The 16,110-nt window shown below is 68.1% G+C and carries 13 protein-coding genes and 1 tRNA gene; 5 read left to right on the plus strand and 9 right to left on the minus strand.

The genetic code is table 11. The annotated features are described in order from the left end of the window. Positions 1-77: 77 nt before the first annotated feature. Complete coding sequence (locus HDC96_RS01385; protein WP_179458433.1) at positions 78-884, plus strand: helix-turn-helix transcriptional regulator; 807 nt, start codon at positions 78-80, stop codon at positions 882-884. Here HDC96_RS01385 and HDC96_RS01390 read toward each other — a convergent pair. Beyond that, a complete protein-coding gene (locus HDC96_RS01390) occupies positions 874-1,263 on the minus strand; it encodes a hypothetical protein (protein ID WP_179458434.1) in 390 nt (129 codons plus the stop codon). The two genes, HDC96_RS01385 and HDC96_RS01390, sit on opposite strands and share 11 nt — an antisense overlap. 208 nt (positions 1,264-1,471) lie before the next feature. On the opposite strand from HDC96_RS01390, the gene HDC96_RS01395 reads away from it, so the two are divergent. Beyond that, positions 1,472-1,642 (plus strand): hypothetical protein, encoded by a 171-nt coding sequence (locus tag HDC96_RS01395; protein ID WP_176989378.1) that lies wholly within the window; start codon positions 1,472-1,474, stop codon positions 1,640-1,642. Between the two features lie 70 nt (positions 1,643-1,712). Here the strand turns inward: HDC96_RS01395 and HDC96_RS01400 are convergent. After that, positions 1,713-1,788: transfer RNA gene (locus HDC96_RS01400), tRNA-Ala, on the minus strand. A 103-nt stretch (positions 1,789-1,891) separates the two neighbouring features. Next, positions 1,892-3,220, minus strand: a complete 1,329-nt coding sequence (locus tag HDC96_RS01405; protein WP_179458435.1) for an acetamidase/formamidase family protein — start codon at positions 3,218-3,220, stop codon at positions 1,892-1,894. A 333-nt stretch (positions 3,221-3,553) separates the two neighbouring features. Here HDC96_RS01405 and HDC96_RS01410 point away from each other — a divergent pair, with 333 nt between their 5' ends. Further along, positions 3,554-5,884: a TonB-dependent receptor gene (locus tag HDC96_RS01410; protein WP_179458436.1), complete on the plus strand. Its 2,331-nt coding sequence runs from the start codon at positions 3,554-3,556 to the stop codon at positions 5,882-5,884. Positions 5,885-6,003: 119 nt separating this feature from the next. Here the strand turns inward: HDC96_RS01410 and HDC96_RS01415 are convergent, their stop codons facing one another. The 4 genes from HDC96_RS01415 to rnd all read right to left on the minus strand — a co-directional run bounded on the left by HDC96_RS01415 (position 6,004) and on the right by rnd (position 10,448). Then, positions 6,004-6,384: a hypothetical protein gene (locus HDC96_RS01415; RefSeq protein WP_179458437.1), complete on the minus strand. Its 381-nt coding sequence runs from the start codon at positions 6,382-6,384 to the stop codon at positions 6,004-6,006. Positions 6,385-6,449: 65 nt separating this feature from the next. After that, entirely contained in the window at positions 6,450-8,069 is a 1,620-nt protein-coding gene (locus HDC96_RS01420) for a DUF4034 domain-containing protein (RefSeq protein WP_179458438.1), read from the minus strand. 99 nt (positions 8,070-8,168) lie between these two features. Continuing rightward, positions 8,169-9,263 (minus strand): hypothetical protein, encoded by a 1,095-nt coding sequence (locus HDC96_RS01425; RefSeq protein WP_179458439.1) that lies wholly within the window; start codon positions 9,261-9,263, stop codon positions 8,169-8,171. 105 nt (positions 9,264-9,368) lie between these two features. Continuing rightward, the gene (rnd, locus tag HDC96_RS01430) at positions 9,369-10,448 is read right to left on the minus strand and encodes a ribonuclease D (protein ID WP_179458440.1); all 1,080 of its coding nucleotides are present in this window, start codon (positions 10,446-10,448) and stop codon (positions 9,369-9,371) included. A gap of 208 nt (positions 10,449-10,656) precedes the next feature. Here rnd and HDC96_RS01435 point away from each other — a divergent pair, with 208 nt between their 5' ends. Both HDC96_RS01435 and HDC96_RS01440 read left to right on the plus strand, forming a co-directional pair. Further along, positions 10,657-12,531, plus strand: a complete 1,875-nt coding sequence (locus tag HDC96_RS01435) for a formylglycine-generating enzyme family protein (RefSeq protein WP_257018557.1) — start codon at positions 10,657-10,659, stop codon at positions 12,529-12,531. A gap of 102 nt (positions 12,532-12,633) precedes the next feature. Beyond that, positions 12,634-13,536: a M48 family metallopeptidase gene (locus tag HDC96_RS01440; RefSeq protein ID WP_176989384.1), complete on the plus strand. Its 903-nt coding sequence runs from the start codon at positions 12,634-12,636 to the stop codon at positions 13,534-13,536. Positions 13,537-13,566: 30 nt separating this feature from the next. Here HDC96_RS01440 and xseA read toward each other — a convergent pair whose 3' ends face one another. Further along, positions 13,567-14,907: an exodeoxyribonuclease VII large subunit gene (gene xseA / locus HDC96_RS01445; RefSeq protein WP_179458441.1), complete on the minus strand. Its 1,341-nt coding sequence runs from the start codon at positions 14,905-14,907 to the stop codon at positions 13,567-13,569. A 60-nt stretch (positions 14,908-14,967) separates the two neighbouring features. Then, a complete protein-coding gene (gene queG, locus HDC96_RS01450) occupies positions 14,968-16,056 on the minus strand; it encodes a tRNA epoxyqueuosine(34) reductase QueG (RefSeq protein ID WP_179458442.1) in 1,089 nt (362 codons plus the stop codon). Positions 16,057-16,110: the final 54 nt, after the last annotated feature.

Genomic DNA, 16,110 nt, shown 5'->3' on the forward strand with positions numbered 1-16,110 from the left:
GGGAGGCCCCTATCGTGCGGGCAACGCGGTGATGGTGTCTTTCGATAGAATGACCACTTCTGTCGATGAGGCGTCACATGGCCGCGGTCGAGCGAACTGCCCCGGGCTGGCGTGAAGTCGCCGTGCCGCCGCTGCGCCGGTTGCCATGGCCGGTGGTGGCACGCAGCCAGCGGCTGGATGCCGGCGAGCGGTTTCCGCCGCACGTCCACGCCTGGAACCAGCTGGTGTACGCCAGCACGGGCGTGCTCCAGGCCAGTGCCGGACACGCCCGCCATGTGATCACGCCGCAGCAGGCGCTGTGGGTGCCGACCGGTACGCTGCATCACACCGGTGCATTGAGTGCCTCGGCCTTCCGTAATCTGTATGTAGGTGACGATCCAGCGCTGGGGATGCCGACGCACTGCGTGGTGCTGGACGTGTCGCCGCTGCTGCGCGAGTTGATCATCGAACTCGACCGCACCGTGCCCGATCACGACCGCACCTATTACGCCACCGTGTGCACGCTGATCACCGCGCAGCTGCCGCGCCAGCCGCAGCACGCCCGGCATCTGCCGTGGCCCCAGGATGCCCGCCTGCAGCGCTGGTGCCAGGCGCTCTACGAGCAGCCTGCCGATACCCGCAGCGTGGAGGACTGGGCGCCGCTGCTGGGTGCATCACCACGCACCCTGGCACGCCACTTCGAACGCGAGACCGGCATGCGCCTGCGCGACTGGCGGTTGCGGCTGCGCCTACTGCGCGCCATCGAGTGGCTGGCGCAGGGGCGTTCGCCGACGGTGATCGCGCACGCGCTGGGCTACGCCTCGGCGTCGGCGTTCAACTACATGTTCCGGATCGAGATGGGCATGAGCCCGCTGCAATGGAAGCGGGCACGCACTACGGCGTGACCGGGCACGCCAGGCTGACCAGGCGCTCGTTCTCGAAGCGTGCGTGGATCGTGCCGTTGTCGGCTTTGCCTTCGGGCCACTCTGCTTCGTCGCCCGCACCTGGCAGGGGATCGCCCAGGTGGAAATACACGCGGCCACGGCTGTCGCCGATCTGCACCTTGTTGCATGCCGCGGCCGGCGAGGCCATCTGGCCGCAGTCGCCCTGCAGCAGGCACAGGCGCGTATGGCACTTGCCTGCACCGGACGACCAATGGCCCTGCGCGACCAGGCAACCGGGCTCGGTCGCCAGGATCGCCCAGCATGCCAGGCCGAACACGGTCGTGGCGGACATCAGCACCGGCAGCAGGTAGCGACGTCGGCGGGAAAATGAAACGTTCATGACGCGATGATGCGCCCTGACCGGCGGCGCGGGCAACGCATGCGCGGTGCAGCGTACGGATGGAATGCTGTGACGCCCTGTTGAGCGGCCCGGCGCGTGTGAGTGCGACGTGTGCAGGAGCGCGCCGATCATGATTCGTGCCTCACGATCGGCTGGTTAGTCTGCCCATGAACGCGCCGCGCCGGCGCCCGCACGAGTGAGTAGACCCATGGCAGATACCAAGCCCAGCGAACACGGCAAGCAGGAAGGCATCGAAGAGAGCCAGCAGGACCGTAAGCAGGATGAAACCGCCAAGCAGCGGCCGGGGCAGACCGATCAGGCGATCCACGATGCGGGCACGCGTCGGCCGGAGCGCAAGGACACTCCCGAGGGCGCGTAAGCAACGGCGCGCAGGCGGTGAAAACGAGAACGCCCCGGGAAGCTGCTTCCCGGGGCGTTCTGTTGAATAGTGGTGGAGCCAAGGAGGATCGAACTCCTGACCTCGTCGATGCGAACGACGCGCTCTCCCAGCTGAGCTATGGCCCCACGGGTGGTGCAACTGCGTGGCGTACCCGACCTCGGCCGTACCTCGCGATGGGCCTAGTCTAGCGCCGACCGGCGTTGCCTGCCAAGTGGGGCCGGGTCCGGATCACGGGCGGGCGCCGGGTGCACTGCCCGGTGCCCGTTCCACCTGCCGCAGCAGGGCTTTGTCCAGTTTGGCTGCCACCCCGACGCTGCGCCCGGCCAGATTGGCCACTACGAAGCTGACCGAACTGCCCAGCACCTGCGCCGTTTCGGACAGGCTCAACCCGTAGTCCTGTTCCAGCCACTGCGCCATGCCCGCGGTGGCCGCGCGCAGCGCATCATCCAGCGAGCCGGCCTGGCCCAGCACCATCACTTGCGTGGCCGATTCCACCCGGGGCGCAGATTGCGCGCGGGACTTGATCACGTCCACGCAGAATTCCACGTCCATGGAGGTCTCCAGCGCGTACTGCGAGGTTTCGCCATCGCCCTGCAGCGCATGCGCATCGCCCAGGTAGAGCAGGGCGCCGGGCTGGGACACCGGCAGGTACACGGTGGCGCCCTCGCGGATTTCGTTGAAATCCATGTTGCCGCCGAAACGGCCGGTATCACCGGTGGAGATCGGCGCGTTGCCGAAGCCGGGGGCGACCGCCAGCCCGCCGAGCATGGGCCGTACCGGCACCCAGAAATCCTTGAGCTTGCCGGTGGCGGCTTCCGGCCGCGCGCGCCCGCGCTGGCGGTCCAGCGTCCAGCGCACGGGCTTGTCCAGTGCCGTCGCCTTGGCGGCCAGCGCCGGCGTCTGTGCGCGGCCGACGATGCTGTCCAGGCTGTCGGCATAGTCGCGGTTCAAGCGCAGGCGCTTGATGTGGATGGCCAGCACATCGCCGGGCTCGGCATCCATCACGAAGAACGGGCCGGTCTGCGGATTGCCGAACAGGGCCCGGGTCTGGCCCTGCGCGTCCACGCCGCCGGAATCCAGCGTGGTGGTGCGTACGCTGTCACCCGGCCAGACGGTCAGTACCGGCGCGCGGTGGGGCGAGAATTCGTTGGCGTACGAGGTAGGCACGAAGTCGTGCTGCCGCGGGCCTCCGGCCGGCCGATCCGGCAGGCGGCGCGCGCTGAAGGGGTGGGTCGCGCGCCGCTCGCTGGCGTTGGTGTCGGGGTAGTCGGCGGTCCCGCGCAGCGTCGCGCCGGCCTGTGTGCCATGGAAGCGGTAGGTCGCCCCATCACTGCCGGTCACGACAAACGCCAGCGTGTCGCCCTCGCGGCTGCCCTGCAGCGCATCCCCGTCGAAACGACCCTGCAGTGGACCCTGCTGGTCGGGCAGGGTCAGCAGTTGATAGGCCGGGTTTCCCCACAGGTCGGTGGTGACCAGCCACTGCGCAGGGGGCTCCCCGGCCTGGGCGGCCGAGGCGGACAACAGCAGGAGCAGGGCGGCCAGGCGGCAACGGGACATGGGGGATTCTCGTGGGTGACCGGCGCAGTGTTTGCGCGAGATACACGGTCGACAAGTGCCGGGTGGCACGTGACAGATGGCAGGTAACGCGCCAAACGCGAAGCCCGCCCTTCCGGCGCGCGCGCGGGGCGGGCATAATCCGCGCCAGAAGACACGGCCGCATAGCCAAGTGGACCAGGGGGGCCGGACAGCCGTCGCCCATAACGCCCTGACACCAATCTGCAACATCCAGCCAATACCGTGCCGCATCGCTGTTTCCACAGCGATGTCGATTTCCTATGGTGCCCGGCCATGCCGCCGGCTGCCCCGATCTGTACTACCAGAGACCTCTGCATGCCCGCTCTACGCCACGCTTCAGTGTCGACGCGTCTTCTTTCCCGTTCCCTGCCGCGCCGCCGCGCCCTGGCGCTGGCCTGTGCCTCGGCCGCGCTGATGCTGTCCGCCGCCGCCTCGGCGCAGGACGCCCAGTCCGCCAGCGCCACCTCGCTGGACACCATCACCGTCACCGCCGACCACCGCGAACGCAACCTGCAGGAAGTGCCGGTCTCGGTCGGCGTGGTGCAGGGCGAGAAGATCCGCGACTACACCGCCGGCGGCGATGACACCCTGCTGGCGCTGTCGGGCAAGGTGCCGAGCTTCTACGCCGAAACCACCACCGGCCGCATCTTCCCGCGCTTCTACATCCGCGGCCTGGGCAACATCGACTTCTACCTGGGTGCCTCGCAGCCGGTGTCGATCATCCAGGACGACGTGGTGCTCGAGCACGTGGTGCTGAAGTCTAACCCGGTCTACGACGTGGACCAGATCGAAGTGCTGCGCGGCCCGCAGGGCACGCTGTTCGGCCGCAACACCACCGCCGGCATCGTCAAATTCGACACCATCAAGCCGAGCCAGGATTACAGCGGCCGCGTGCAGGCCAGCTACGGTTCGTACGGCAGCGTGGCGATCGATGGCGGCTTCGGTGGCCCGATCAACGACATCGCCTCGTTCCGCGTGTCGGCGCTGTACCAGCACCGCGATGACTACGTCGACAACACCTACAGCGGCCCGAGCGCCGATGGCACGGTCTCGCCGAAGAAGAACGCGATGGGCGGCTTCGACGACCGCAACGTGCGCGCGCAGCTGCTGCTGCAGCCGAGCGACAACCTCTCGCTGCTGGCCTCGGCCCACGCACGCGATTACGACGGCACCTCGACCCTGTTCCTGCGCAGCGCGCTGACCAAGGGCTCCAACAAGACCGACGTGGCGCGCGACAAGGTCGCCTACGACGAAGCCGACAACAACCCGCAGGCCTACAAGACCTACGGCGGCTCGGTGAAGGCCATCTACGATTTCGGCAATGTCTCGCTGACCTCGATCACCGCCTACGAAACCACCTCCGGCTACAGCCGTGGTGACACCGACGGCGGCGCGGCGGTGAACTACCCGGTCAACGGCGTCCCGAACGGCTACGGCCAGTCGATGGGCCAGATCCGCGATCTGGACCAGTGGACCCAGGAATTCCGTCTGGCCAACGCCGATGACAACCGCCTGAAATGGCAGGTCGGCGCGTTCTACTTCGACGGCCGCGACACCACCGATTTCTATCAGCGCGCCTGGTTCCTGAACACCGCTGCCCGCAACCCGAACAACTGGGTGCGCCTGCGCAACGTCAACACCTCCTGGGCCGGTTTCGGCCAGGTCAGCTATGACGTGACCGACAAGTTCACCCTGACCGCCGGCCTGCGCCAGACCAAGGACGAGAAGAAGACCCGTCTGCTCAAGACCGCCGATACCGCTGCCGGTGCCGTGACCTACAAGGGCCGCACCTACGTGGAAATGTCCGACACCACACCGAGCTGGGACCTGAGCGCGATGTATGCGTTCAACCCGCAGCTGAGCGTGTATGCGCGCGTGGCCCGCGGCTTCCGCGGCCCGACCATCCAGGGTCGTTCGGCCGTGTTCAATGCCGATTTCACCACGGCGAACTCAGAAACCATCCTGTCCTGGGAAGCCGGCATCAAGAGCAGCCTGTGGGACAACCGCCTGCGCGTGAACGCCGCCGCGTTCACCTACGTGGTCAACGACATCCAGCTCAACGGCAACGATTCGGACGGCAACGGCGTGCTGTTCAACGCCGACAAGGCCAAGGCCTACGGCCTGGAGGCGGACATGGAACTGCGTCCGATCCCGAACCTGGCTCTGAGTGCCGGTGTCAGCCTGCTGCACAGCGAAATCCAGGACGACCGCGTGTACGCGCAGGTCTGCGCCCTGAACGGCGCCGTGGTCTGCACGGTGAACGATCCGACCATCAAGGTCGGTGCCAACACCTTCGCGCAGATCAACGGCAACCCGCTGCCGAACGCACCGAAGTACAACATCAACCTGGCCGCGCGTTACGACATGCCGGTCAACGACAGCGATGTGTTCTTCGTCTCCACCGACTGGAACAAGCAGGGTTACACCAGCTTCGTGCTGTATGACTCGGCCGAGTTCAACTCCAAGGGCAGCTTCGAGGGCGGCCTGAAGCTGGGCTACTCCGCCAACTACGGTGCCTGGGAAGTGGCGCTGTTCGCACGCAACATCACCAATGAGAAGAACCTCAAGGGTGTGATCGAGAACTACATGGCCGCGGTCTACAACGAACCGCGCACTGTGGGCGTCTCGCTCAACATGAACTGGTAAGACACGCGACCACCGGTGCCGCAGGCACCGGTGACAGCGCGTGGTTCCGGCAACGCCCCGCGATCGCGGGGCGTTTCTGTTTGTGCACCCCGGTCAGCGACGTGGCGTAGTCATGCCGCTCATACCGACTGCATATCCTGGCGGTCCGGCACGGAGTCGAAGCCGAAGGTGAGCTGCCAGCTGCGCAGGTCCACAGTGTCGCGGTCGCGCGCCTGTTGCCTCGCTGCCCGGGTGGCGCCAAACAGCTTGCCCTGGCCGTCGATCAGCGGGCGCATGCGCAGTACGTCGGCATTGTCCGGCTCGGCTTCGGCCGCCCGGTCCACCCAGACCTTGGCCAGGAACGCGTTGGCGGGCACGCCGTTGCCGAAGTGGAACACGTCGGCCAGGAAGCCGGCAGCCCAGGCCTTGGTGGCAGTGTCGCCACGCCACCACAGCGGGCCGAGCAGGTCGAACACGGCTTCCTGTTTGTCGCGATCATCTTCGCCCTGGTACAGCAACACCGCCAGGTTCTTGTGTGCCGGCCGCCATACGCGGTCGTGAGGGGCGGCCTCATCACGCAACGGCGTTACAGCGCGCGCGACTGCCGCTGCACAGCCGGGTCGGGCGTGTGCTTGAGGGATTCGCTCAGCTCCCAGGCACGGTTGTAGATCGCCACCAGGTCGCCCGCCTCGATGGCGCGCTCGGTCCACGCCGCGGCCTGGGCCGGATCGGCGAACGCAGGGAAATCGCGGCCGGCCACGCGGCCACGGTACAGATCCACCATCGCCGCCATCGCGCGGCGGTCGCCGCCTTCGGCAAGCTGCTGCATCATGTGCAGGCCGGCTGGTACGGATACGTCGCAGAACAGGTTGGCCGCCACTGTGGAGAGGTTCACCTCGTCCTCGTCCGCCATCGCCATCGCGCGGTGCAGATGCCGTGCGGCCAGGGGCGTGTCGACGCTGAAACCGAACAGCCCGGTATGGCGCGCGGCGGACAGCCACGCCAGCGCATGTGCGCTGTCGGTGGACATCTCGACGCTGGCCAGCACCTGCGCGAACAACGCATCGGCGCCTTCGACGTGGGCGAACAGGGCGCAGGCTTCCAGCACGTTCATGCCTTCCTCGACCACGGTGGCCGGGTCCAGCGCGAATGCCTCGACCAGGCAGTCGCATGCATGCGTCATGCGTGCCGCGTCCCAGCGCACGTCGTTTTCTTCGGGCTCATCGCGGCCCAGCTTGTAATCCAGCGTCGCCCACCAGCACAGCACCAGCGCGCGCGTGGGCGCATCCAGGTGCAGGTCGAGCAGGTTCGCGTAGGCGTTGTCGTGCTGGGCGATCGCCTTTTCTTCATCGGCCTCCGGCGCGAACCAGAGCCAGTCGCGTTCCTTCATCACCCGCAGGCGGTTGCGCTGCGGCAGCATCAGCCGGGCCGCATACGGGCCGTCGATGAAGTCCTGCATCTGCGCGTGGCTGCCGCCCCAGCGCGGGTACAGGTAGTACAGGAAAGTTTCGAGCAGGTCGACATCGTCCGCGCGCAACGCCAGCGCGTGCTGCAACCAGTAATCGGCGGCGTACTCGAAGTCGTCTTCGGTGCGCTGCGCCAGCCGTGCTGGCAACACCGGCAGTTCCGCCAAGGGGGCGCCGTAAGGTGCCAGCAGCGCCAGCGCCGACGCGTAGCCGTCCGGATCCTGCTGCTGCAGGGATGCGTACAGCTCCGCTCGCCCGCCGCGCTGCAGCTGGTGCAGCCAGCGCGGTTCACCCAGGTAGCAGGTCAGTCGCATCACCTTGCCCATCACGAAGGCCGGGCGCGGATGCAGCGCGATCGCGTGCAGCCACGCGGCCAGTGCATGGTCGCGGGCAAGGCTGGCCCCGGTCCACTGCGCGTCGCGGATCAGGTCGGCGGTCTCGCTGGACCGTATCTGGCTGGCCACGCGCTCCCACAGCGACCCCAGTGCCACCCAGGGATGGGGGCTGTGTGGCTGTTGCGCGCACCAATGTTGTGCCTGCTGAAGTCGTGCGGGCAGGGTCTGCGCCGGGTCGATCAGGGTGGACAGCAGCCAACCGTAGCCGTAGCGGGGCGACCCGCCATCGAGCCAGCGCTGTTCGAGCCCGGTCAGCAGCCGGTCGAGATCGTCGAAGTGCGCCTGCTGCAGCGCGTCGCGTGCGCGCTGGCGCAGCTCAAACGCGTCGCTGGGGGAATCGGTCATGGGGACCACGTCCTTGTCGAAGATCAATCGCGCATTCTAGGCAATCGGCGTGCAGGAAAGTACGGAAGGGAAATACCCATGGTTGCGCGCGATCAAGGTCTACTTGGCGGCATTAAACACAGCCGTGACCGGCGTTCCAAACACCGGATCGACCGGCCCGGTCGTCCCGATCAGATCGACTTGCAGTGAGTCGATGTTCTTCATCCGCTGTAGCATCTTTTTGCTGACTGCGCGGTAGGGGGTGTTCAGCAGCAGGGTGAAACGCGCATCGCGGGCGCTGATCGGTTTGACGTGGAAGGTGAGCTGTTGCAGCGGGCAATCCACAGCCTTGTCCGGGCCCGTGCGACAGCGCTTGGAGTCGATGCCGATGCCGCCGTTGCCGACGCTGACATGGCTGGCCACCACCAGTTGCCCGGCCGCCACGGTGAAGCTGGCAGGCGCCTGCACGGCCGGGATTTCCGTTTCAAGGCGGGTGGCTACCACCTTGCGCTGTTTGACCGCGTCCACATACATGCCCGCGTGGGCCTGCTGGGTGGTATAGGTTTCCTTGGCCGTGGCCGTGCACTCTCCGGAGACGACACGCACGGTCGTGCAGTACGTGCGGCTATGGTCGGTGGAAGTGACATAGCCCGGGCTCCACTGCCGGGTCAGGTAGGCCTGCTCGAAATCCACATTGCGCAGCCGCACCGTGCCGATGGCAGGCGGACCCTTGCTGGCGGCCGCTGGCTTGCCGGTGGGCTTGGGCAGCGGGCTGTCCAGTTGATAGCCGACCGCCCCGGACAACAGGTAGGTGCCGGCCGGAATGACCTGCACCTCGAACGTCTCCCCCAGATACACTGCCTTGGGGTTTTCTTCCAGCGTATTGGTCGGAAACGACTGCAGGAAGCCGACCGACGCATTGTCGCGGTTGCGCCAGATGACCTGAGTGGAAACCGGGGTGCGGTCGACGATGGTGTCGCGCAGGTAGAAGTCGATGCTGCCGGGCCGCACACCGAGGTCGCCCTTGGCCACCGCGTCGTGCGGATTGGGAATCAGTACGACTGCCAACCCCTCTCCGAGCGAATTTTCGATCAGCGCCAACAGTTTCAGATCGTGCTCCTGCGCGGGGTCCAGTGACTTGCGTGCCAGCGCGGGCGGGGTCGACAGGAGGGCCAACAGGGTGGCGATCAGCAGCGGAGAGCGGTGTCCAGGCATGGCGTACTTCCTTGTGGGGTTTGGCTGGCGACGGGTTGCCGCCAGCGGCTACGCGCCCCTCCGGCGCGTCGGGTCCAACGCTAGCATGTGCCGCGCCTGCCCGGCTCAGGCGGCAGGCAGCAGCGGATGCAGGCGCGATTCCAGTTCCTGCTGGCGCCAGCCCGCCAGCGCGGCCGGCCACTGGCGGCGTTCCAGATAGCTTTCCAGATGCTTGCGCGAGGCCAGTACGCCGTCGGGCAGGCCCAGTTCGGTGCTGCGCGCGGTGACGGCATCCTGCAGCCGCTTGAGGGCCTGCTTGTTGGCATCGTTGGCCGGCAGCGCCAGCGGTGCCTCGGCTTCGTCGGCAAGCGGGGTGATCAGTGCCTGCCATACCTGCGCGGCCAGCTTGCGGGGGGCCTTGGGGAAGCCTTCCATCAGCTTGGACAGCGCATCCACATCGGCGGGCGGGGTGCGTGCGAGCACGGCGGCCAGCTCGTTGTCGAGCACCCAGCTGCGCGGTTTGTCGCTGGCACGCGCCTGCACGTCGCGCCAGCGCAGCAGCCGCAGCAGACGCAGCTGCGCGGGGGTGTCCATGAACTGTGCCGAGCGCATCGCCACGTGCGGCCAGCGCTCTTCATCGTTCTCGACACTGGCGAGCAGGCGCTCGGCGTCATCCTGCAGCCACTGGCGGCGGCCCAGTTCTTCCAGGCGCGCGTCGATGGTGTCGTGGATCTGGAACAGGTATTCGACGTCGTCGGCGGCGTACTCCAGCTGCGCCTCCGAGAGCGGGCGGCGCATCCAGTCCGAGCGGGTCTCGCCCTTGGCCAGGGTGACGCCGGTGACCGCAGTGACCAGTTTCTGGTAGCCCATGCCGCCGCCGATGCCGGCCAGCGATGCGCCGATCTGGGTGTCGAACAGCGGGCGCGGCAACACCCCGCAGGCCACCTTGAAGGTGACCAGGTCTTCGCTGGCGCTGTGCATGATCTTGAGGATGGCGGTATCGGCCAGCCACGGCGCCAGCGCCTCGTTCATGCCGGGGATCAACGGGTCGATCAGCAGGATTTCGTCACCGACCGCCATCTGCACCAGCGCCAGTTGCGGCCAGTACGTACGTTCGCGGATGAACTCGGTGTCCAGGCCGATGCGGGTGGGGCGCTGGCGGTAGCGCTCGTCCAGTTCCGCCGGGGTTTTGATCCAGTAAGCCACGTGGGATTCCATGTACTGCAAAGGGGGTGCTCAGGTCGGGGAGGATAGCGTAACCCCGTGTTACGCCCGGCATGCCGCCGCGCGGTGATGAACGCCCGGGCCGTTGGCGGTCGCCGCCCACGACGGTGGCGATTATGATGATCCCCTGTCCGTGCCGTCGGCATGCCGCCTGGTCTGCACTGCGCCCGGCACACCCCGAGGAGTTCATTTGCGACCGTCAGGCACATTGCCGCTGCTGTTCACTGCACTGTTGGGCCTGCTGGCCGCGTGTTCGCCCGCGCCGGCCCCCGCGCCTGCGGCAACGCCTGCCGCCGCCCCGGCCAAGGCAGCGGGCAAGGCGAGCGCGCCGGTGGCGCAGGTGACCATCGGCGGTGAGGACGCCGCCGAGACCGTGGAGCGCTGGGAGCCGCCTGCCGTGACCCTCGCCGAGGACGGGGTCGCGCAGGCCCGCCGTGATGCCGCACGCGCGTTCGAGGAAGACCGGCTGTACCGCACCGCCGAGGACGCGATTCCGATCTGGCTCGCGCTGCTGCAGCACGATCCCAAGGACCGCGCGGCCGAGGCTGGCCTGAAACGCGCCCGGCAGCGTCTGCTGGACGAGGCCTCCGTCTTGCTGGATCGCCCGCTCAAACAGCGCGAGGCGCTGGCCGAGGCCAGCGAAATGGCCCTGGTCCTGCTCACCCTGGCGCCCGACGATGCCAAGGTGCGCGAGCTGCAGTCGCGGGTGGAGATCGCGCAGCGCGTGGTGGCCTACAACCGCGCCGGCGAAGAGGATCTGCGTGCCGACCGCATCGGCGAGGACGGCGATGGGGCCATGCCCAATTTCCGCGAAGCGCTGGCGCTGGATGCCGGCAATTCGCGTGCCCGGCAAGGACTGGCGGCGGCCGAGAGTGCACTGATCCGGCGTGCGGAAACGGCTGCGCGGGCCACCGATTTCGCCACCGCGGGAACCTGGCTGGCGGAAGCGGCCAAAGTCCGTGACTCCTCGATCACCATCGCCGATGCTTTCGAACGCATCGAGAAAATCCGTGCCGATACGCTGGCGCGGCTGCGCAACGAGGGCTTGCGCGATCTGGCCACGCCGCAGGGGCTCAAGCCGGCGCGGCAGAAGCTGGAGGACGCGCTGCGCATCGCCTTGCCTGGCGATCCCGTGGTGGGACAGCTGCGCGAGCGCATCGAACTGGTCACCCATTACGGCAGCTTCCGGCCGCGCCAGGTCTTCAGCGATGCGCTGCGCGATGGGGGTCGCGGGCCGCAGATGATCGTGGTGCCGCATGGCGGGTTCCAGATGGGCGCGGCCGAGAACGAGCTGGGCGCGACCGATGCCGAAAAGCCCTCGCACTACGTGCGGTTCGAACGCGGGTTCGCGATGTCGATCACCGAAGTGACCGTCGCCGATTTCCGTCGCTATGTGCAGGCCACCAAGGCCCGCCCCCGCGCCACGCGGCGCGGCCATTCGATCGTGTACGACGAGCGCAGCGGCAACTTCGTGCGGCGCAGCGGGGTGGACTGGCAGTCCGATTACAACGGTGCCGAGGCCATCGCCAACCTGCCGGTGATGCATGTCAGCGTGCGCGATGCGGAGAGTTACGCCAGCTGGCTGTCCGAGCAGACCGGACGCTCGTACCGGCTGCCCAGCGAGGCCGAATTCGAGTACGCCCTGCGCGCGGGCAGCAGTGGCCGCTATCCGTGGGGCGATGCGGGTACCCCGCCGGCGCGTGCGGGCAACTTTACTGGTGCCGAGGATGTCTCGCCCTCCGGGCGGCACTGGTACAACGCCTTCGTCGGCTATGGCGATGGGTATTGGGGGCCGGCGCCGGTCGCCAGCTTCGATCCCAATCCCTGGGGCCTGCACGACGTCGCCGGCAATCTCAGCGAATGGGTGGCCGACTGCTGGCATGCCAGCTACCGGCGCGCGCCGTCCGACGGCCTGGCCTGGTTCAACCCGGGCTGCCGGCAGCGCGTGATCCGCGGCGGCAACTGGGCCAATGCGCCGGCTCAGACCCGCGCCGCGTGGCGGCAGTCGCAGGACTCGGACACCACCAGCGCACGGATCGGCTTCCGGCTGGTGCGCGGAATCTGACTGATCGCCCGTGCGGCCGGATTTCACCCGGCCGCACGGCGCGCGTTCTAGGATTGGCACAGCGTCGGGCAGGGTGCCACGGCCATCTCAGGAACCAAGCGCATGCGCAACGATCCATTCGGCGGTCAGCAGCAGGGCCGCGCCCGGCGGCCGGGCCTGTTCGGCAACATCCGCTGGTGGGTGCTGCTGGCGTTTGCCGGCTATGCCGCGTTCTACTGGTTCTCCAACCGGGCGGTGGATCCGTACACCGGCGAAAGCGTGCTGATCGACAGCTCGCTGGATGCCACGCAGGAAAAGGCGCTGGGCCTGCAGGCCTACCAGGAGATCCTGGCGCAGGAGCGGCCGCTGGATCCCAACGCACCGCAGTCGCGCGAGATCCAGGCGATCGCCCAGCGCCTGATCGCCAAGGTGGACGTGGTGGAAACCGCCCTCGCCGAAGAGCATGGGCTGAAGCCGGCGCATTTCGCGCGTGATTTCGAGTGGGAGGTCAACGTGATTCCCTCCGAGCAGGCCAATGCGTTCTGCCTGCCGGGCGGCAAGATGGCGGTGTATACGGGGCTGATCCCGGTGGCGCGCACGGTGGATGCGATGGCCGTGGTGATGGGCCATGAGATCGCGCATGCGTTGCTGCGCCATGGTGCCCAGCGCATGGCCCAGCAGAAGATGACCCAGATCGGGCAGATGGCCGGCGCCGCCAGCGGCATGGACCCGCAACAGCAGCAGATGATGATGTCGGCGATGGGCTACGGCTACCTGCTGCCGTACGCGCGCAGCCATGAAACCCAGGCCGATGAAGTGGGCCTGATGCTGGCCGCGGCGGCCTGTTTCGATCCGCAGGAGGCGATCCCGTTGTGGGAACGGATGGGGCAGGCCAGCGGCGGGCAGTCGACCTCGGAATTCGCGTCTACGCATCCCAATCCCGGCACGCGCATCCAGAACCTGCAGGCGTTGATGCCCAAGGCGATGGAGTACCGGCAGACGTTCTGCGAGAGCGCGGGGCGCTGACCGTCAACGCCTTGTCGGCGATGCGCTGGATCAGCGCGCCGGGTCGTTGACCGTTACGTCGATCACGCCGTCCTGCACGCGCGCCTTGAGCGTATCGCCCGGACGCACCTGCAAGGGCGAGCGCACCAGGCTGCCATCGTCGTCACGGGTCAGGATCGCGTAGCCACGCGCAACCGTGGCCAGCGGACTGACCGCTTCCATGGAGCGGGCAAGCGCGCGCAGGCGCAGGCCCTCGCGCTGCAGCTGGCGGCCGATCGCACTGTCCGCGCGCGGCTGCAGGCGCTGCAGGCGCTCACGCAGCGCGTCCAGCCGGCGCTGCGGATGGCCGCTGCGCAGTACGGCCGCGGCGTGGCGCAGGTGGGCAAGACGGTTCTGATGCTGCGTGGTCCAGGCCGCGTGCAGACGGCGCGCGACGTCCTGCTGCCGGCGCTGCAGCAGCTGCAGGCGCGACTGCGGGCTCTGGGCGTTGAGGCGGAGCAGGGCACGGTCGGCGCGCTGCATCGCCTGCCCCAGGCTGTGCCGCTGCAATTGCGCCAGGCGTGCATCGAGGCGACGCACGCGCAGCAGCAGGTCGCGCTGGTCGGGGACCAGCAGTTCGGCCGCGACCGAGGGCGTCGGCGCGCGCAGGTCAGCGGCAAAGTCGGCCAGGCTGAAGTCGGTTTCGTGACCCACCGCAGACACCACCGGAGTCTGGCTGGCCGCGATCGCGCGGGTCAGCTGCTCATCGTTGAAGGCCCAGAGATCCTCCATCGAGCCGCCACCGCGGGTCAGCAGGATCACGTCGTAGCGGCCGCTGGCATCGGCCGAGCGCAGCAGCGAGGTGAGCTGCGCGGCGGCGCTGTCGCCCTGCACCAGGCTGGGCAGCAGATCGACCTCGAGCATCGGGAAGCGCCGCTCCAGCACGCTCAGCACGTCGCGTACCGCCGCGCCGGTCGGCGAGGTGATCACCGCCAGGCGACGCACATGCGCCGGCAGCGGCCGCTTGCGCTCGGGGGCGAAGAGACCCTCGGCCTCCAGGCGTGCCTTGAGCTGCTCGAAGGCGCGGCGCAGGGCGCCTTCGCCGGCTTCTTCCATGTGGTCGAGCACCATCTGGTACTCGCCGCGGGCTTCGTACAGGGTCAGCCGGCCACGCGCGAGCACGCGCATGCCTTCGCGCGGCACGAACTTCAGCCACTGGCTCTTGGGCTTGAACAATGCCGCGCGGATCTGCGAGCGCGCATCCTTCAGCGTGAAATACATATGGCCCGAAGCCGGGCGCGTGACGCTGCCCAGTTCGGCCTCCACCCAGATCAGCGGAAACGCGCCTTCCAGCAGGTCGCGGGCCAGGATGTTGAGCTGGCTGGGCGTGAGAATCTGCGCGCTGCGGTCCATGGAGGGATCAGGCCAAACGGTACGAACGGGAGGCCATGGTCGCACGTCGGCGGCGATGCTTCATCCCGCCGTGGCGCGCGCGGCGTGCTGCTGCAGGGCCCAGGCCACATGCTCGCGCACGATCGCCGAAGGATGCTCGCGCCGTGCGTGCAGCGCGGCGAGTGTTTCGGCGTGGGTCGGCGCATTGCCCAGTGCCACGGCGATGTTGCGCAGCCAGCGCTCATGCCCGCTGCGGCGGATCGGGCTGCCTTCGGTGCGGCGCAGGAACTCGTCTTCCTCCCAGGCGAACAGCTGGGCGAGCGAGGCGGTGTCCAGGTCGTTGCGCGCACGGAAATCCGGCTCGTCGGTGCGCTTGGCGAACTTGTTCCAGGGGCAGACCAGCTGGCAGTCGTCGCAGCCGTAGATGCGGTTGCCCATCGCCGTGCGCATTTCTTCGGGAATCGCACCGTCGTGTTCGATGGTGAGATAGGAGATGCAGCGGCGTGCGTCCAGGCGGTGCGGGGCGATGATCGCCTGGGTCGGGCAGACATCGATGCAGCGCGTGCAGGTGCCGCAGTGCGCACTGGCCGGCGTATCCACCGGCAGCGGCAGGTCGATGTAGATTTCGCCGATGAAGAACCACGAGCCGCCCTGCTTGTCGATCAGGCAGGTGTGCTTGCCGATCCAGCCCAGCCCCGCGTTGCGGGCGAGTGCGCGCTCCAGCACCGGAGCCGAATCGACGAAGACGCGGTAGCCGAACGGTCCGATTTCGGCGGCGATGCTGTCGGCGAATTTCTGCAGCCGGTTGCGCATCAGCTTGTGGTAATCACGGCCCAGCGCATAACGCGCCACGTAGGCGCGGTCGCCATCGTGCAGGGTGTTCCAGGCTTCGGCGTCGTCCTTGTGGCCGTAATCCATGCCGACCGAGATCACCCGCACGGTGCCCGGCAGCAGTTCGTCCGGCCGCGCGCGCAGCGTGCCGTGCCGCGCCATCCACGCCATCGTGCCGTACAGGCCCTTGCCCAGCCAGTCGGCCAGGTGCGCTTCGTCCTCGCGCAGATCGATGCCGGACACGCCGCAGCGCTGGAAGCCGTGCACGCGCGCGATCGCACGGATGCGTTCGGCGGCGCGGGCCAGGTGGACGGGGGCGGGCAGGGGGACGGCGGACATGGCCTGGGCGGAAACGGAGCCTGGGAAGGGCGCGACAAGGCTGCGCCTGGGCGA

This window comes from Stenotrophomonas sp. JAI102, from assembly GCF_013409105.1.
GTDB classification, from domain to species: domain Bacteria; phylum Pseudomonadota; class Gammaproteobacteria; order Xanthomonadales; family Xanthomonadaceae; genus Stenotrophomonas; species Stenotrophomonas maltophilia_AA.